16 protein-coding genes are annotated in these 17,149 nt (G+C 48.0%); 5 read left to right on the forward strand and 11 right to left on the reverse strand.

The genetic code is table 11. The features are described 5' to 3' along the window. Nucleotides 1-23 precede the first annotated feature (23 nt). The 4 genes from H7F15_RS17500 to H7F15_RS17515 are packed head-to-tail and all read right to left on the reverse strand — an operon-like array spanning nt 24 to nt 1,306. Nucleotides 24-428: an EVE domain-containing protein gene (locus tag H7F15_RS17500; RefSeq protein WP_185198288.1), complete on the reverse strand. Its 405-nt coding sequence runs from the start codon at nt 426-428 to the stop codon at nt 24-26. Between the two features lie 49 nt (nt 429-477). Continuing rightward, on the reverse strand, nt 478-660 hold the full coding sequence (locus tag H7F15_RS17505) for a hypothetical protein (RefSeq protein ID WP_185198289.1): 183 nt from the start codon (nt 658-660) through the stop codon (nt 478-480). 33 nt (nt 661-693) lie between these two features. Beyond that, complete coding sequence (locus H7F15_RS17510; RefSeq protein ID WP_185198290.1) at nt 694-891, reverse strand: hypothetical protein; 198 nt, start codon at nt 889-891, stop codon at nt 694-696. A 1-nt stretch (nt 892) separates the two neighbouring features. Beyond that, nucleotides 893-1,306, reverse strand: a complete 414-nt coding sequence (locus H7F15_RS17515; protein WP_185198291.1) for a hypothetical protein — start codon at nt 1,304-1,306, stop codon at nt 893-895. A 131-nt stretch (nt 1,307-1,437) separates the two neighbouring features. Between H7F15_RS17515 and polX the strand changes: the two genes are divergently transcribed. Continuing rightward, entirely contained in the window at nt 1,438-3,138 is a 1,701-nt protein-coding gene (gene polX, locus H7F15_RS17520) for a DNA polymerase/3'-5' exonuclease PolX (RefSeq protein ID WP_185198292.1), read from the forward strand. A 210-nt stretch (nt 3,139-3,348) separates the two neighbouring features. Further along, the gene (locus H7F15_RS17525; RefSeq protein ID WP_185198293.1) at nt 3,349-4,329 is read left to right on the forward strand and encodes a glycosyltransferase family 9 protein; all 981 of its coding nucleotides are present in this window, start codon (nt 3,349-3,351) and stop codon (nt 4,327-4,329) included. 59 nt (nt 4,330-4,388) lie between these two features. Here the strand turns inward: H7F15_RS17525 and H7F15_RS17530 are convergent, their stop codons facing one another. Then, nucleotides 4,389-6,107 carry an IPT/TIG domain-containing protein gene (locus tag H7F15_RS17530; protein WP_185198294.1) on the reverse strand — a complete coding sequence of 573 codons (1,719 nt, stop codon included), beginning with the start codon at nt 6,105-6,107 and terminating at the stop codon, nt 4,389-4,391. Continuing rightward, complete coding sequence (locus H7F15_RS17535) at nt 6,104-7,234, reverse strand: outer membrane beta-barrel protein (RefSeq protein WP_185198295.1); 1,131 nt, start codon at nt 7,232-7,234, stop codon at nt 6,104-6,106. Before H7F15_RS17535 ends, H7F15_RS17530 begins: the two co-directional genes overlap by 4 nt. 75 nt (nt 7,235-7,309) lie before the next feature. Between H7F15_RS17535 and H7F15_RS17540 the strand changes: the two genes are divergently transcribed. Next, nucleotides 7,310-7,714: a hypothetical protein gene (locus H7F15_RS17540; RefSeq protein ID WP_185198296.1), complete on the forward strand. Its 405-nt coding sequence runs from the start codon at nt 7,310-7,312 to the stop codon at nt 7,712-7,714. A gap of 248 nt (nt 7,715-7,962) precedes the next feature. On the opposite strand, the gene serS is transcribed toward H7F15_RS17540, so the two are convergent. After that, a complete protein-coding gene (serS, locus tag H7F15_RS17545) occupies nt 7,963-9,237 on the reverse strand; it encodes a serine--tRNA ligase (RefSeq protein ID WP_185198297.1) in 1,275 nt (424 codons plus the stop codon). Nucleotides 9,238-9,519: 282 nt separating this feature from the next. Between serS and rho the strand changes: the two genes are divergently transcribed. Then, nucleotides 9,520-11,304, forward strand: a complete 1,785-nt coding sequence (gene rho, locus H7F15_RS17550) for a transcription termination factor Rho (protein WP_185198298.1) — start codon at nt 9,520-9,522, stop codon at nt 11,302-11,304. 176 nt (nt 11,305-11,480) lie between these two features. On the opposite strand, the gene H7F15_RS17555 is transcribed toward rho, so the two are convergent. From H7F15_RS17555 to H7F15_RS17570, 4 genes are all read right to left on the reverse strand, one after another. Beyond that, nucleotides 11,481-11,954 carry a hypothetical protein gene (locus tag H7F15_RS17555; RefSeq protein ID WP_185198299.1) on the reverse strand — a complete coding sequence of 158 codons (474 nt, stop codon included), beginning with the start codon at nt 11,952-11,954 and terminating at the stop codon, nt 11,481-11,483. A gap of 61 nt (nt 11,955-12,015) precedes the next feature. Continuing rightward, nucleotides 12,016-12,894, reverse strand: a complete 879-nt coding sequence (locus H7F15_RS17560) for a UbiA family prenyltransferase (RefSeq protein ID WP_185198300.1) — start codon at nt 12,892-12,894, stop codon at nt 12,016-12,018. Between the two features lie 116 nt (nt 12,895-13,010). Further along, nucleotides 13,011-13,793 carry a class I SAM-dependent methyltransferase gene (locus H7F15_RS17565; RefSeq protein WP_185198301.1) on the reverse strand — a complete coding sequence of 261 codons (783 nt, stop codon included), beginning with the start codon at nt 13,791-13,793 and terminating at the stop codon, nt 13,011-13,013. 112 nt (nt 13,794-13,905) lie between these two features. Beyond that, nucleotides 13,906-14,415 carry a hypothetical protein gene (locus H7F15_RS17570; RefSeq protein ID WP_185198302.1) on the reverse strand — a complete coding sequence of 170 codons (510 nt, stop codon included), beginning with the start codon at nt 14,413-14,415 and terminating at the stop codon, nt 13,906-13,908. A 185-nt stretch (nt 14,416-14,600) separates the two neighbouring features. On the opposite strand from H7F15_RS17570, the gene H7F15_RS17575 reads away from it, so the two are divergent. Continuing rightward, nucleotides 14,601-16,961: a penicillin-binding protein 1A gene (locus tag H7F15_RS17575; RefSeq protein WP_185198303.1), complete on the forward strand. Its 2,361-nt coding sequence runs from the start codon at nt 14,601-14,603 to the stop codon at nt 16,959-16,961. Nucleotides 16,962-17,149: the final 188 nt, after the last annotated feature.

The following is a 17,149-nucleotide window of genomic DNA, read 5'->3' on the forward strand; positions in this document are numbered from 1 at the left end:
TTAATTTTAACCTACAGCTATAGTTAGTTGCCCAAGGCCAGCAGCACATCAAATTCTTCGGCTTTCAGCGGCATAACCGATAACCGCGACTGGCGCAGCAAGGCAATGTTCTCCAGGCGTTTGTCCTGTTTTATCTGCTCCAGTGTTACCGGGTCCCGGAAGTCGCGGAAAGGCACCAGGTCCACGGCCATCCATTTCGGGTCGTCAGCGCTTGGGTCGGGGTAGGCGGCTTTGTCTACTTTGGCAATGCCCACTATCGCTTTCTCCGATACACTGTGGTAAAACAGCACCATATCGCCGGGCTGCATTTGCTGCAGGTTGTTACGTGCCTGGTAATTCCTGACGCCATCCCAGACGGTGCGCCCGTCTCTCACTAAGTCTGCCCACGAATACGTTTCAGGCTCCGATTTTACTAACCAGTAATGCATTTGATTTTTGTACGTGTATAAGTATGGTTTATTGAATTATAGATAGTTGTTACCTCTTTTTATTCAGGTAAATAACGCCTTCCTGTAGCAGCAAAGCCAGCACAAAGCCGAACATAACGCCCTTAAAAAAGTCAGGCGCAATATCGAAAACATTCAGTACCGTGGATAGTAAGAAAAGCGCCGTGAATATGAGCCAGCGTTTGTTTCGGGATAGATTCTGATACCTGAACATAAGATGCTATAGTTTCCTGTTAACAGTGTATGATCACTTCTTATTCTTGTTCATGAAATAAAGGGCCACTTCGCCGAAGAATAGCACGATCAGCATACCGTTCAGGAAGCCCCGCAGGAAGTTAAAGAAATCGCCTTTCGGTTCGGCAACTATAAGGATGGCCAGCAGGGCAAGCAGCGAGAACAGGATAATGGCGCGGGTCCGGGGACTAAGTTTACGGTAACTGAACATGTTATTTTATAGGGTTTTCAGTGACCTCTTCGCGTTTCACTTTCAGTACATCGTTCTCCAGCGATACGATCTCGATCTGGTACTGCTGCTGAGGTTGCCCCTCCGGTTTTATAGTTATCAGGATCTTGTCGTTATCCAGAAACTGCCAGGTGCCCGGTTGTTCTTCCAGCCCGTCGGCAGGGGCAATGCTATAGTTCTTTAGGATACCGCCTTTCTCGAGCATAAAACCTGTGCGGCCACGCGATGGTGCAAAATCATAGGTGTTGGGGCGATACGTGGTAACATCTTCCTGATCTTCTTCAAAAGCGTGTAGCCAGGTTTTGCCAACCAGTTGTTGTTCCAGTTTGCTGGCTCTTTTACAGGTGTTGGCAAGCAGCAGCAGGCACACCAAACAAAGCAACGATGCGTATTTCATACAGTATAAACGCTGCAAAGGCAGCTTGTTTTATTAGCCAAGATAGGAATTTCTGCTTGTATATAGAAGCCACTGAATATAAAGTATGGTTCGGGTGGTTTTTCTATCTTTGTAAAATACGAGATAGCGCTGTGGAAAATAAAAAGATCATACGACTGTTTAAGCTGGCTGCCGAGCTGATGGAGCTGCACGATGAGAACCCGTTTAAGGTACGCTCTTACGTGAACGGCGCTGCCACGCTGGAATTAGTAGAAGAACCGTTGGTAGGCATGAGCCAGGCCACCCTGGAAAGCATTCAGGGCGTGGGCAAAGGCATTGCCGCAAAAATAATCGAGATAAATGAGACCGGCTCTTTTGCCGAACTGGATCAGATGCTGGCCGCCACCCCGCCGGGCGTAGTTGAGATGCTGCGCATTAAAGGCATTGGTCCTAAAAAAGTACGCGCTATCTGGAAAGAACTAGGCACCGAAACCGTGGAAGAACTGCTGGAAGCCTGCGAGCAGGACAAGCTGAGCAAACTGAAAGGCTTTGGCGCCAAGACACAGGAAAATATAAAACAGGCACTGCTCTTTACCCAGCAAAACCGTGGTAAATTGCTATATGCCGAAGCCGAACCTGCCGCTGATGAACTGCTGCAAACTATAAGGCAAGCCCTGCCCGATGCGAAAGTAGAAGTGGTAGGCGATGTGCGCCGCCGCATGGAAATAGTGGAAAGCCTGCAGTTTGTAGTGGCCACCGACAACTATACCGACGCCTGCGAAAAGCTGAGCAAGATTGATGTACTGGAGCAGGATGTGCGTAATTCCGGCCCCCGTGTGTGGCGCGGCAACTATAGTTTAAATGGCTTGGCTGTAGAGATAAGACTGGTGGATGACGCCTGCTATGCCAACGAAGTGGTATTACGTTCAGCTTCGGAAGCACACCTGACCCAGGTATTTGCTGCTGGTAAGTGCATGCTGAATGTGTTGCGCGAAGAGAACCACAAAACCGAAGAAGATGTGTACCATGCTGCCGGGATGGCTTTTATAGTTCCGGAACTGCGCGAAGGTACAAACGAGCTGCAACTGGCCATGGATAACAAACTGCCAAAGCTGCTTGAGCTCTCCGATCTGAAAGGCATTTTGCATAACCATAGTACCTACTCCGACGGTGCGCACACTCTGGAGCAAATGGCCACCTTCTGCCGCGACATGGGCTACCAGTATTTAGGTATTTCCGATCACAGCAAAACGGCGTCGTATGCAGGCGGCCTGCGCGAAGGCGACGTGCTGCGCCAGCAAAAAGAGATAGATGAGCTGAACCAGAAACTGGCTCCGTTCAAAATTTTCAAAGGCATTGAATCCGATATCCTGACTGATGGCTCGCTGGATTATGAGGAAGACATCCTGAAAACCTTTGACTTTATAGTTGCCAGCGTGCATAGCGTGCTGAACATGGATGAGAAAAAGGCCACGCAACGCCTGATCACGGCCATTGAGAACCCTTATACCACCATGCTCGGCCACCCGACTGGCAGGCTGCTGCTGCGCCGCGAAGGGTACCCGATCAACCATAAAATGGTAATTGATGCCTGCGCTGCCAACAATGTCATCATCGAGATAAACGCCAACCCATGGCGGCTGGACCTGGACTGGCGCCACGTGCAATATGCGTTAGAAAAGGGCGTGATGCTCAGCATTAACCCCGACGCACACCACACCAGTGGCTACGACGACATGAAGTACGGCGTGCTGGTAGGCCGCAAAGGCGGCTTAACGAGAGAAATGACTTTCAATGCCAAACCAGTTGAGGAAGTGGAAGCCTACTTTAACAAGCGCAAGGCTGGGATCTAATTGTTGGTTGTTAATTGCTGGCCCAGCTATAGTTTAAATTTACTTTATAAACCTTTGGCTAAAGTATAAACCCACCCCTACCCCCTCCCAAGAGGGGAATTACACGATAGCGGAAAGTCCCCTCTTGGGAGGGGTAGGGGTGGGTAAACATCAGGAGATAACAAACTATAGTTTTCCTGCTATAATTACCTTTAAATCACATAGCTCACATTGCAACAGAAGAAGCTTAAAATACTTATCATCCGTTTCAGTTCGATCGGGGATATCATTTACACCACACCAGTAGTCCGATGCCTGAAGCAGCAGGTGCCAGGCGTGGAAATCCATTACCTGACCAAACCCGGTTTCCGGTTTATACTGGACAACAATCCTTACGTGGATAAACTGCACCTGCTGGAGGAAAAGCTGAACGATACTATTCAGGACCTGCGCGCGGAGAAGTTTGACTATGTAATTGACCTGCACAACAGCCTGCGCTCGGTGCTGGTGAAGTATAAGCTTGGGGTAAAATTCTCTACGTTCAAGAAGCAGCGCATCCGTAAAATTCTGGCGCTTAAGTTTAAATTGAATACCGTAAAGCCAACACACCTGGTAGACCGCTATCTTGACACCGCAAAATTCCTGGGGGTGGTAAACGACCAGAAACCGGTAGATTACTTCCTGCCCGGCGACTATAGTTTAAGCACTCTTCTACCGGAAACGCATCAGCAGAACTATGTAGCTTTCATAATAGGCGCCACACACTTTACCAAACGCATGCCCAACGAGCAGGTGGTGAGCATCTGTAACTCACTGAACAAACCGGTTGTACTACTGGGCGGAAAAGACGTGGAAGAAAACGGTGCTATTATAGCCGCCGCTGCCGGAGCCAACGTGCACAACGCCTGCGGGAAACTCAACATGAACGAATCGGTGTACGTGGTGAAGCAGGCGGCCAAAGTAATTGGTTTCGATACCGGCCTCACGCACATTTCCGAAGCTTTTGATAAAGAACTTGTTACCATCTGGGGAAGCACCGTGCCGGAACTGCTGGGGGTGCAGCCCTACCAGGTTACTACGCACTACGAAGCAGGCGTTGAACTGCCATGCCGCCCATGTACCAAGTTCGGAAGGTCAGAGTGCCCGCTCGGTCACTTTAAATGCATGCGCGATATTGATGAACAGGCTATAGTTGATTTTGCCAACAGGTAACTATAGTTGAGGTCGAAACGGAAACAAAAAGAGCAGCCATAGCAGGCTGCTCTTTTTGTTTATTGTAACTCCTGGTAATACAGGTTCGCAGAGCACGCAAACGATGCAAGGTACAGTCTGTTTTTGTAACCAAAGCCTGTAAAAGCTGAATTGGCAACACATGAAGGATAAGTACTGATATCGACCCAGTTACTGGCTGCAACGTCATATCTCGACAGTATTTTAGTGTTGGCGCTCACTATGTAACCCTGATTTTCTACAGTAAAGGCGAATGAATTAAGTGGTACATTCCCCGTCCTTGTCCACGTATCCTGTTGCGGGTTATACTGGTATATGCTGCCCGACGTAACAACATACACTTTGTTGTCGATTGTAAAGGTTGATCCTGTTTCTGTTGTAACAGCAGGGAAGTTATTAAGCGCTACAACATTTCCAGTTTGCGGATCATATCTCCAAAGCGTATTGTTGTTTGTGCTGTTATTGCCTCCAAAGAAATAGATCATGTTATCCAACACAAAGGAGGTAGCACCATACACCGTGAACGGAAGACTGCTTTTTTTGCTCCAGGTATCTGTTGGATAGTGGTATGCCCAAACCTCATTAAATGATTTAGAAGTTGTTCTGCCACCTATTACATAAGCTTCCCGGCCTACAAGTGCCACTATGCCATTACTCCTTCCTTCCCCTGTAAAAGAGCTTGACCGAGACCATAAGTTGAGTTCTATATTATAGTTTACAAAGTGGTCGAGCGTAAAAAGGTGGGCTCTGTCTTCGCTCACGAAATTAGGCATACGGGCATAAAGAAGGCCTAAATTGGAGGGTGCAAAAGAAGCTAATCTGAAGCCAGATGTATTATTTGGTGGCTCTACCGTTACTACATTGGTTAACGCGATTGGCTTATTCCATCCAGTTACCGTGATTGAAAGTGGATTGAAGTACAGATACTCAGGGACGCTCGGCACTGTTATCACAATTTCCTTATCAGTTCGGGATTTTACGGTAGCTTTATACCGATCTAATAATACCACTACTTCCTGACCAGGTATTGTGGGCTGGTCCAGATGTTCTCCGTAAAGGGTGAGTTCTTCGCCTGGCCTTACGGTAGATTCTGAAACACCTGAAATAGTGGGTCCGAGTATAGTATACTTCTGTGATGTTGTTACCTGGTTATTATAGATTGTAAGCGTGATAGGGAAACTGCCTACATAAGAAACATCAGGAGCCTTTATTATTATTTTATTTGAGGATACGTCAATCACTGTAGCATTTGCATTACCGATTTTGGCTTTGATAAAGTCTTTCACTGGAATAAAGTTTTCACCGGTTATAGTGATCAGGGTTCCATCAAAACCCTGCTTTGGCTCAAAATCGGTGATAACAGGAACTAATGTGCTTCCTCCTTTAAAAGTAAACTTATCGCCGTCTACCTTATATTTATCTACAATAGCGTAAGCATATATTTCGTAATCTACGCCCTTCAGGATATTCTCCTTAATTTCTGCCATAAACGGGCCGCTTTTGGCAGGCAGGTCCAACACCTTTTTAAAACTGACTTTGGGTTTGGTAGTTAAAGTCTCATAAATAAACCCGTACTCTGTAATTTCCTTTTTCCCCTGCAGTACAATCTCACCTTTTGCAATTACGCTAACCGAATCGGCTACGACACTGGTAGTTTTTAGAAGCGGGTACTGCTTTGCCTTAGGAAAGTCTTTTTCCTCGGCACAACTGACAGCCAATACTAAACAAAGGAAATAGAGGTAAAGTCTTAAGCGTTTCATAGGTTAATGCGGAGTGTAGTTGAAAAATTATTTAAGGTATACTTGTCACTAAAAGTATGACCTGTGTTAAAGCTGAGGCTAACATACTTTTTAGGCATATAATAGTACTGTAAACCAACTCCACCGGTAATACCATACTGGAAGGTAGGTAGCTGTATCAGGTCGTCATGATAGGAGATCCGTACATTGTCCCCTGTACCGCCGTCAGTTGTCCGCTTTGCCTGAATCACCTTGCTTGATTGTTGCAGTGTGTAATGTCCTTCTAATCCTGTTTCAATAAAGAAATTAAAGCGGTTGTAGGGGAGGGAGTATTTGGGAGCTAACCTGAACCGCATCAGGCTCATCTCCAGGTGCACATCCTGGTCATTCTCCAAGTCAGAGTAACTATGCCCAAACTCCATTTTATGGTATGTTATCTGGCCTGTAACAGCCAATCCTTTGAGTAAATAAACGGGGTACTCTGCAAAAATACCAGCACTCAGGTTTGCAGAAGACATCGAAAAGTCCCGGGCTCTGTTACCCCTGAAACTATCCTTTGAGAGTTTTATAGTTAAATTATTTGCTGATGCAACAACTCCGACACTTCCGGCCGGTACTGCGCTGGATTCACCTTTATTAAGGGCCTTGGCAAAACTTACCAGGGATGCTTGGTTAAGCGGCAGTCTTTTTAAATGCCATAACGTGGAAGGACAGTTAGTAGCAAAAGGCTTTAGTTCTTCCTGTAAGTTATTTTTGGTGAGCTGAACCAGGCTGTCCTTCTGCACATAGAAGTAAGGGCCGCCTTTAGCCCGTACCATGTATAACCTTAACTTGCCTTGGCTCAGGATTTTAAGGAGTAAATTTTGCCGCTTGCCATTTATGGTTACTATTTTTGTTTCATAAGATGCCCCATACTCCAGCCCCATTACCGAAAGTTGCTCAGCTGTATAGTAAACCGGTTGCGATTTTTTAGTCTCTTGGAAGAATACTTCATGCGGACGGCTTTCCTTAAAGTTTAAAAAACCATCCTTGTAAGTGGTGTCGCCGATAATGATATAGCCCTTGGACTGGGCAGAAGCTGAGCCACAGGTAATGGTAATGAAAAGGGAAATAAGGAATAACTTGAGTAAGTTTGTTTTCTGATGCATGGATGTTACACGTTAAGAAGCAACAGGTAATATTTTAAGTGCAATATATAGAATTTATAGGATTGAATTTTAAAAATGAAAAACCATAACTGGCAGGAAACCGACAAGCAATTTCTGGAAGCGTTATTGCTGGCTACGGGCGGCGAAGGTGGTGCCCCATTGCAGGAAGTGCTGCTGATGGCCGATGCCATAGACGGAACAGTTTTTACACTGAAAGAACTGGAGCAAATTCTGGAGAAACTGGTAGCAGCGCAGGTACTAACTATAGCAAAGAGCAAGTTAGCACTTAGTCCTGCCTTCGTGCAGCAGTACGAAACTATAACGCTGCAACAAGGCCTGAAAGAAAACAAGGACCTGCTGATGAGCCTGCTGCAACAGCAAACTATAACCGAAGCAACTATAGCAGATGCTAAAACTATAGTCCAGAAGTTCAAACTCAAAAACCAGTACCAGGCTTACGAGGAACAGTTCGGCGGATAGTGGCGGATTTGGAGATTTGGAAATGCAAAACTATAGCTGATGCGCATTTTCTGATACGGAACTATAGTTAACGCGGATCAGGTAGTCCGAAAGAGCAGAAGCACAAAGAACAGCAAAGACCTCACAGTGTCTCCCAGACCTGTGAGTATCTACCCATAAAACAAAAGCCGCTAAGAACATCAGCGGCTTTTGTTTTATAGTTTCAGCGGAATATTATCTCCACATCTTCAAATTTTCAAATCTCCAAATTAACCAATCTTCTCAAATCCTAAATAAGGGTGTAGCACTTTTGGCATGTTAATGCCATCTGGGGTCTGGTTATTTTCCAGCAGGGCAGCTACAATGCGTGGCAGGGCAAGGGCGCTACCATTTAAGGTATGCAGCAGCTGTGTTTTACCGCTTTCGTTTTTGTAACGCAGCTTCAGGCGGTTGGCCTGGTAGGTCTCAAAGTTACTGCAGGAGCTTACTTCCAACCAGCGACCCTGGGCAGCAGAGTATACTTCCATATCGTAGGTCAGGGCAGAAGTAAAGCCCATGTCGCCACCGCATAAGCGCAGCACACGGTAAGGCAGTTCCAGTTTCTGCAGCAGGCTCTGGATGTATGTGCTCATTTCTTCCAGCACCTCATACGACTTCTCCGGCAGCGCTATCTGCACAATTTCTACCTTGTCAAACTGGTGCAAACGGTTCAGGCCGCGCACATCAGCCCCCCACGAGCCAGCCTCTCTTCTGAAGCAGGGCGTATAACCCGCATTTTTGATCGGTAGTTTCTCAACAGGCACAATCTCGTCGCGGTAAATATTGGTGATCGGCACTTCAGCAGTAGGTATCAGGTACAGGTTGTCGGCAGTAGCGTGGTACATCTGGCCTTCCTTGTCCGGTAACTGGCCGGTGCCGTAGCCCGATGCTTCGTTTATCAGGATCGGTGGCTGCACTTCAACATAACCGGCTTTCAGGGCCTCATCTAAAAAGAAGTTGATAAGCGCGCGCTGCAAACGGGCACCCTGCTTTTTATAAACCGGGAAACCGGCACCTGTTATTTTATTGCCCAGGTCAAAGTCGATGATGTCGTATTTCTGGATCAGGTCCCAGTGTGGTTGTGCGCCGGCATGCAGGGTTGGTATTTCGCCATGCTGCAACACTACTTCGTTATCTTCAGCCGAGCGGCCTTGTGGCACACTTTCGTGCGGCAGGTTAGGCAGTTTGTACAATGCCTGCTGCAATTCCTCTTCCAGGGCGGTCAGTTGGTCGCTCAGGGTTTTGGCCTGCTGCTTTAGCTCGGTGGTTTGTGCTTTATAAGATTCGGCTTTGTCGCGTTCGCCGTTCTTCATCAGAATTCCGATCTCTTTAGAGATGCTGTTCGACCTGGCCTGCAGTTCGTCGTGCTCGCTTTGTACCTGCCGGCGGCGCTGGTCAAGGTCCAGTAAAGCGGCCACTTCCTGGGCTGCATTTTTATAGTTTTTCTTAGTAAGGCCTGCCACTACCAGGTCGGTCTGCTCTCTTAAAACGGATAGTTGTAGCATAATAGGAGTGTTAAGTATAGGTACAAAAATATACTTTTTTGTGTAGTACGCGGCAATTCCGAAATCTTTTAGTCTTTTTCTGAAACATTTTAACCAAAATGACGCGTAATATTTGTTAATTAGGTGTTATTGCAATAACATTGCAGTGCATTTATTAGAAGGCCCTTCCTGAGCCTCACTATTTCTACGCTATCTATTCTATTTCCTGATTTTATAATTTGAGACTCTCGCTGCGTTCGCGTATCAACACGCTTCCGGCATAATAATAACCATACCACATTTATGTACAATATTGAAGAATTGAAAGACCGGCTTCTTTCAGAACTCAAGGAAATTGCAGAAGACCTGGGTGTTAAAAACTTTAAAAAGCTTAGCAAACAGGACCTTATCTACAAAATCCTGGATCAGCAAGCCGTTACCCCTCCCGAAAAATTACCTAAAAAGTTCAAGTCTGTTGCCGGCTTCACAGCTCCGTTAGCCGAATCATCTTCTGAAACTACAACTGAAGTAGCTGAAGCACCCGCTCCGGCCTTTGAAGAAAGCAGACCAGTAGTTCGTGCCGAGAGACCGGAGCGCGCCCCGCGCCCTGCCGCCGCACCTGTTAAGGACCATGGCCCGCAACAGCACCGCGAACGCGTGCAGCACCCCCGTCCGGATAACCGCGAAGCAAGACCGGAAAGAACAGAAAACCAGGTACGTGAGCCAAGACCTGAACGTGCTGAAAACCAGAACCGAGAGCAGCGTTTTGAGCGCAACGATAACCGTGAGCAACGTCCCGAAGCCCGCGAGCAGCGAAACGAGAACAGAGAGCAGCGCCAGGACAACAGAGAGAACCGCAACGATAACCGCGACCAGGCAAACCGCAACGAGAACCGCCACGATAACAATCAGCGCCGTAACAACCCACAGCAGCAACAGCAGGTTAATGCCTCCAGCAGCAACTTTAAAGAGTTCGATGGTATTATCCTGAACGAAGGTGTGCTGGAACTGATGCAGGATGGGTATGGTTTCCTGCGTTCTACACACTATAACTATTTAGCGTCTCCGGATGATATTTATGTGTCGCCATCTCAGATCAAACTGTTTGGTTTAAAGACCGGTGATACCGTAAAAGGCCAGATTCGTCCGCCGAAAGAAGGCGAGAAGTATTTTGCACTTCTTAAAGTAGACTCTGTGAACGGCCGTACCACCGAAGAAATCCGTGACCGTATTCCGTTCCAACATCTTACACCGCTTTTCCCGGAAGAGCGTTTAAAATTAACAACCAAGCCAAGCCAGTTATCAACCCGTATTCTGGACCTATTTGCCCCGATAGGTAAAGGCCAGCGTGGTATGATCGTGGCACAGCCTAAAACAGGTAAAACCGTGTTGCTGAAAGAGATAGCCAACGCTATTTCTGAAAACCACCCGGAAGTGTACCTGATGATCCTGCTGATTGACGAGCGCCCGGAAGAGGTAACCGACATGGCCCGCAGCGTAAAAGCAGAAGTAATTGCCTCAACGTTTGATGAGACGGCCGAGCGCCACGTGAAAGTATCGAGCATTGTATTGGATAAAGCCAAGCGCATGGTAGAATGCGGCCACGATGTTGTGATCCTGCTGGACTCCATTACCCGTCTGGCCCGTGCTTATAACACGGTTGTTCCTTCATCAGGTAAAATCTTATCGGGTGGTGTGGATGCCAATGCGCTGCACAAGCCGAAGCGTTTCTTTGGCGCTGCCCGTAACGTTGAGAACGGTGGTTCACTTACCATCATCGCCACGGCGCTTATCGACACTGGTTCTAAAATGGACGAGGTTATCTTTGAAGAATTTAAAGGTACCGGTAACATGGAACTTCAGCTGGATCGTAAGCTGGCCAACAAGCGTATCTACCCGGCTATCGACGTGCCTGCATCGGGTACACGCCGCGAAGACCTGCTGATGGACAAAGACGAACTGAACCGCGTTTGGATCCTGCGCAAATTCATGTCGGATATGAACTCCGTAGAAGCTATGGAATTCCTGAAAGACAGAATGGTAGGCACCAAGAGTAACGAAGAGTTCCTGATCTCGATGAACGGCTAAACTATAGTTTGGCACTAACTATAAGAAAAACGGCCTGCAGCTATAGTTGCAGGCCGTTTTTTATTGATTGTTGAATTGTTGTCTGAATCAGGATTTTCAGGATTAAAGGATTGGCAGGATTCGATGTAACCTTCTAACTCTTAAACTCCTAAACTCTCTAACTCCCAAACTATAGCTCATTGCCAGAAGGAGTGTTCGGGGTGGGTAAGATGAAAGTAGACGAAAGTAACCACAAAGCCGAAAATTATATGGCTGAATACGAGTGTTAGCAGGTATCTTTCCAGTTGGATGTGGGGTGGTCTGGGGTGGATCATGAAAAAGAAATACCAGATGATCATGGCAAAAATGCCGTTACCAAAACCGATCAGCAGGCCCCACGAAGCAGTAATTGTTCCTACTCCTGATTCCCAGAGCGCCAGGTAACCGATAGCGTATAAAATGCCAACCGTATAGTGCGCTACCGTACCTACAACATGAGTGCTCACAGCGCCCGAAAGGTTACCGTCGGGGTGGGTGCGGTTGAGCAGCATAGTGCCCAGCAATGGCGGAATTTTTAATACCCTGCCAGTGGTCAGCGAGAGAAGGTATAAGACAGTGTTCATGGCTGCAGTGCCTGCCACGCCCGCCATTATCACATAGATCAGTTTCACGCGGTGCTTTATTTTTATGCCTTATACGCAACACAAGAACATAGTTGTACTACAGGCCGCCTCAGGAATAAATATGCCTGAACAGGAGCATGCAGATAAAGGCCACACTAATGCATACCGACGATATCTTGTTCATACGCATGGTGTTGTCGTAGTTGGCGGCGGCCCGGTTGTTGTGCACGCCCATAGTCCAGCTGGTAAAAAAGTAAAGTACCGGCGCGGTAGCAACTATAAAAATAATGATGTTCTGCCATTGCCCGAACCGGTAGTATAACCCAAGTAGCACCACCGTGCCCAGCAACAGGCTAATAGCTGCAAACACGAACGTGCCGGTAATGCCCAGCAACAGACTTAAGGTTGTATCGCCGTGGCGGCTGTCTTCTTCGTGCTGGTAAACCTGGGTAAGTGGGTAAGAGCCACACAAAAACAAGGTACTAACTATAGCAAAACCAATATTGGGCCACTGCATGATATCGGCTATAGTTACGCCTACACCTACCTGCACCATGGCAAATGTAAAAGCTCCCTGAAAAAAGGTAACAACCAACGTACTGATGATCGGGTACTTTTTGAGCCGGATACCCTCGTAACTATAGGCTTTCGAAATAAGAAGATACAGGGCCACCAGTGCCGCAAAAAGGGGAGACAGCACTATAGCCGATACCACTGCCAGTACATCAAACAATAGTACCAGGTGCATGAGCTGCCTGTTCACTTTAGGCGGATTCCGGAGTCCGCCGATGCTGCCCTCGTCGCGGTCGTAATAAGAGTTGTAGCCGTTGCTGGCAGGGTACACCAGCAGGTGCAGGATCAGGAAAACAACGATGGCCCGGCTTACAGGTGCCTGTTCCAAAACGCTCAGCGCAAACCAGAATACCGGCATTAGGTACACCGAAAACGGTATCCGCATCAAAGTAAGCGCATCGCGGTAGCTATTCATTGTTGATTGTTAATTGCTGATTGTTAAATTGTTGATGATTGACCATCCCATAGTTTAAGACACAAAATATTACGTCTCTACACTCACACCTTTCTAACTTATACTTTTCTAACTTTCTAACTCGGATATCCGAGAAGATAGATAACATGTTTGCCGGGTTTGTTGCCGGTTCGGCCGGTTTGCCAGCTATAGTTAGGTGCATCTATCGTTTGCAGCATTTGCTGTAGTTGCCCGGGCGTGTAAATGCGAAGCAGCGAAACAGTGCCATCCCAGATAATGCCAACCGGAATAAGTGGAATGATATAAGTAAAGAAGATCCGGCTTAGCTTGAACGGCCTGATAAAGGGCGTAACCACCAATATGATAAACGGGAAAACCAGCCACAGGAGCAACATCTCAAGCCAGCTTTTCTGAGACCCTTCAAACACCCCGATGGCAGCTCGTTTGTTCGCAGCATCCTGCAGAATTTGCCTGGCTATAGTTGGCGGAAAATGATGGAATGAGGAAAAGATAGTACGCACACCAGTTATAGTTTCGGGTACGGCAGTGGCATCTATAGGCTCGGGTATAAAATCTATAGTTCCGTGGGTTTGCTCTTTCAGGAACTGGTACGATGCCAGGTTCGGGTACAGGTCGGTGAGGGTAACGACTATTGTCTGGCCCATGCGCTGGCTCAGGTCCTGTTGTATGGTTTCGATGCCGCCACCGGCTCCGGAGCAAAGGTCGGTAATGTGCCGCTGGTTGGTTCTGGTAAGTAGCTCCTGCAGCAGGGGAACGGCCGCCTCGTAGGCATGGAGCTTTGTGATCATAAAACGCAGGAAATCCAGCATGCCCTGCCGGATTACGTGCGGAAACCAGCGCTGGTCTTCGAGCTCAAAAAGTTGCAGCCTTATGTTCACGTGCTTTTTTCAGCACATACTCTGCAGTGGTGGGTTTGGTTGTAAAAAGCCTGAACTATAAACTATAGCCTGAACTTCAATTCTATACTCAATCAAAGCTTTACAGCCTCATCTAAAACTCCACCGCACCTTCTTTGCCAATGCTTATACTATAACCATCGCCGCTGTTGCTGAAAACCTGCCAGTATACATCCAGCTCTTTGGCCGGGTCCGGGGTAACTATAAGTCTGGCGCCATACTCAAAGTAAAGTATAAAGCCATTGTTTTCTGTCAGTTCGTAGCGCTGCGGCGACATGGTGCCACCGGCATTTATAAGTTCCTGCAGGCGCTGGTCTCGGAGGTTGGCACCCGGTACTTTCCAGTCAAATTTAGGGGAAGGCAGGCCGGCTTCGCGCTTGCGCATAAAAACCTCGCTGTGCTTAATGCTGTCGCCGTTGGGCAGCACCAGTTGCCATGGGCAGTTCAGGGTCAGGGTAAGTTCGCCAACATCTAAAATAAGGCCTTGTGGGGTGCGGTAATGCGCTTTGCCAAAATGCAGGTACTGCACGGTGTTGTTACGGGTAGTTTTGGTAAGCGGCAGGCCTGATAGTTTTTCCAGGGCACCGGAGGCAGATGTTTGCATGGCTCTAAAATAAGGTTACGACAGGCAAATATAGGCACCGCGCCGCTATTAAGTAATGGGTAAAAGTCACTTTACTAAGTTTTATACTTATTTAACGGGTATGTTGCACACTTAAAGTATATTTGCATCAGTTTCGAAAGAAGCGCCATCTGGAATTTTTAGGGTTTGCACCCTGTTTGCATACAATGCTGAAAGAGCAAGAGAAAATAGAAGAATCAAAACCGGGCACCGCGTACGGTCGCATTATCCGGTTTTTCTGGAAGAGCTTTATCATCGGTTTCGGGGTGTTGATCATTTACCTGCTGAGCGTAGAGTTCAACCTGCTTTACCTGTTCGGTTCTTCGCCGAGCCTGGACAAGCTTGAAAACCCGCGCAGCGACCAGGCATCGGAACTATACACCGCCGACGGACAGCTGATTGGTAAGTACTTTAAAGAGAACCGGAGCCCGATCGGGTATGAGAAAATGTCGCCGATGCTGCTGGACGCCCTGATCGCGACTGAAGACGTACGATTTTACGAGCATTCCGGCATCGACCCCCAGGCTATCCTTTCGGCTGCTTATGGTAGCCTTACCGGCGATGCGCGAGGGGCCAGTACCATTACCCAGCAGTTAGCCAAAAACCTTTATAAAACCCGCACCGACGACTCTAAAGGCGTATTGGGCCATATACCGGGGCTGAATGTAGTGATCGCTAAGACCAAGGAGTGGCTCACGGCTATAAAACTGGAGCAGCGCTATACCAAACAAGAGATCCTGGCCATGTACCTGAACACGGTGGATTTTGGTTCTAACTCTTTTGGTATAAAAGTAGCATCCAAGACGTTTTTCGGCACATCTGCCGACAGCCTGAAGACCGAAGAGGCCGCCGTATTGGTTGGACTGCTGAAGGCACCGACCTACTATAGCCCGCGCTTTAACCCCGAAAATGCTACCCGCCGCCGCAACACCGTGCTGGAGCAGATGGCTAAATACAACTACATTACCAAAGCAGCTGCCGACTCGCTCAGCAAAACTCCGCTTACCCTCAACTATAGCGTGGAAAACCACTACGACGGGCCTGCCACTTACTTCCGGGGTGCCGTGGCTGATTACCTGAAAGAGTGGTGCAAACAGAACGGTTATGACCTGTACCGCGATGGCCTGAAGATCTATACAACTATAGACTCGAGGATGCAGAAACATGCCGAGGAGGCGATGGAGAAGCACATGCGTGCCTTGCAGCGCCGCTTTAACAACCACTGGCAGGGCAAAAACCCGTGGGTAGACGAGAACAACAACGAAATTCCGGGCTTTATTGAAGAAACTATAAAACGTACTGCTTACTACCAGCGCCTGAAGAAAAAGTACGGCAACGATGTGGCTGCCATTAACCGGGAACTGAACACGCCGCGCGAAATGATGGTGTTTACCTGGGACAACGACTCGCTGGAGAAGAAAGTGACCATGAGCCCGATGGATTCGCTGCGCTACTATAAGCGTTTCCTGCACGGCGGCATGATGACCATGGATCCGTTTACAGGCCACATAAAAGCATGGGTAGGCGGTATCAACTATAAATACTTTAAATACGACCACGTAAAGCAGGCGCGTCGCCAGCCGGGTTCAACCTTCAAGCCTTTTGTGTATGTAGCGGCTATTGATAACGGGTACTCGCCCTGCGACAAGATCGTGGACCAGCGCATCACGATAAACTATGTAGAGAAAGGGGAGAAGAAGAGCTGGTCGCCAACCAATGCCGACTGGCAGTATACCGGCGCCCCGATGACGCTTCGCCGTGGTATGGGTAAATCGGTAAACTCTGTAACCGCACAGCTGACCGAGAAAATTGGCTGGGAAACCGTTGTGAAATATGCGCACCGCCTGGGCATAACAAGCCCGCTGGAGTCTGTGCCATCTATAGGCCTGGGCCCGAGCGATGTATCGATCTACGAAATGGTGGGCGCGTACAGCACCTTCCCGAACAATGGCTTCCATACCAAACCGATGTTCATTACCCGCATCGAGGACCGCAACGGCAACCTGATACACCAGTTTGTACCAAAACAGAAGAAAGTACTGAGCGAAGAAACAGCCTTTTTAATGATGCACATGCTGAAAGGTGGTATCGAAGAACCGGGCGGAACCTCGCAGGCACTGTGGGAATACGATCTCTGGAAAGGCAACGAAATTGGTGGCAAGACCGGAACCACATCCAACCACTCCGATGGCTGGTTTATGGGCGTGACCAAAGACCTGGTAACCGGTGTGTGGGTTGGTGGCGAAGACCGCAGCATTCACTTCCGTACCTCCAGCTTAGGCGAGGGCTCCAAAACAGCGCTGCCGGTATTTGGTTTGTACATGGAAAAGATCTACCAGGACAAGGATTTAGGTTACACCATGGGCCGTTTTCCGGGGCCAACGGTTAAGATCAGCAAGAAGTATAACTGTACTACCGTACTGCCACGCAAAGTAGAACCCGACTCTACCATGCTGGACCCGAATCTGCAGCTCTTCGATATACTGGAGCAGCTTAATTCCGGGACTAACACTGATAGTTCGCAGTAACATAAAAGGGTAGCATATAAAGCAGAGGCGCCGGCTATAGTTGTAGTCGGCGTCTCTGCTTTTATAGCTCTTCCGGATTTGTAGTCCGGAAGCAACCGCCCTCGCTCGCGTCCCGCGAGTGTGAATTACCTGTGGCGTCCCGCCACAATATACTCATCACTTATTGCTCTCTCGGATTTGTAATCTGC

This window comes from Pontibacter sp. Tf4, from assembly GCF_014212495.1.
Classification (GTDB): Bacteria; Bacteroidota; Bacteroidia; order Cytophagales; family Hymenobacteraceae; genus Pontibacter.

What these genes read in the sequence shown, in the direction of transcription:
- rho (WP_185198298.1), top strand. Translation starts at nt 9,520, where the DNA reads ATGTACAATATTGAAGAATTGAAAGACCGGCTTCTTTCAGAACTCAAG.
- H7F15_RS17535 (WP_185198295.1), bottom strand. Translation starts at nt 7,234, where the DNA reads ATGCATCAGAAAACAAACTTACTCAAGTTATTCCTTATTTCCCTTTTC.
- H7F15_RS17540 (WP_185198296.1), top strand. Translation starts at nt 7,310, where the DNA reads ATGAAAAACCATAACTGGCAGGAAACCGACAAGCAATTTCTGGAAGCG.
- H7F15_RS17575 (WP_185198303.1), top strand. Translation starts at nt 14,601, where the DNA reads ATGCTGAAAGAGCAAGAGAAAATAGAAGAATCAAAACCGGGCACCGCG.
- H7F15_RS17510 (WP_185198290.1), bottom strand. Translation starts at nt 891, where the DNA reads ATGTTCAGTTACCGTAAACTTAGTCCCCGGACCCGCGCCATTATCCTG.
- H7F15_RS17500 (WP_185198288.1), bottom strand. Translation starts at nt 428, where the DNA reads ATGCATTACTGGTTAGTAAAATCGGAGCCTGAAACGTATTCGTGGGCA.
- serS (WP_185198297.1), bottom strand. Translation starts at nt 9,237, where the DNA reads ATGCTACAACTATCCGTTTTAAGAGAGCAGACCGACCTGGTAGTGGCA.
- H7F15_RS17530 (WP_185198294.1), bottom strand. Translation starts at nt 6,107, where the DNA reads ATGAAACGCTTAAGACTTTACCTCTATTTCCTTTGTTTAGTATTGGCT.
- H7F15_RS17515 (WP_185198291.1), bottom strand. Translation starts at nt 1,306, where the DNA reads ATGAAATACGCATCGTTGCTTTGTTTGGTGTGCCTGCTGCTGCTTGCC.
- H7F15_RS17570 (WP_185198302.1), bottom strand. Translation starts at nt 14,415, where the DNA reads ATGCAAACATCTGCCTCCGGTGCCCTGGAAAAACTATCAGGCCTGCCG.
- H7F15_RS17505 (WP_185198289.1), bottom strand. Translation starts at nt 660, where the DNA reads ATGTTCAGGTATCAGAATCTATCCCGAAACAAACGCTGGCTCATATTC.
- H7F15_RS17560 (WP_185198300.1), bottom strand. Translation starts at nt 12,894, where the DNA reads ATGAATAGCTACCGCGATGCGCTTACTTTGATGCGGATACCGTTTTCG.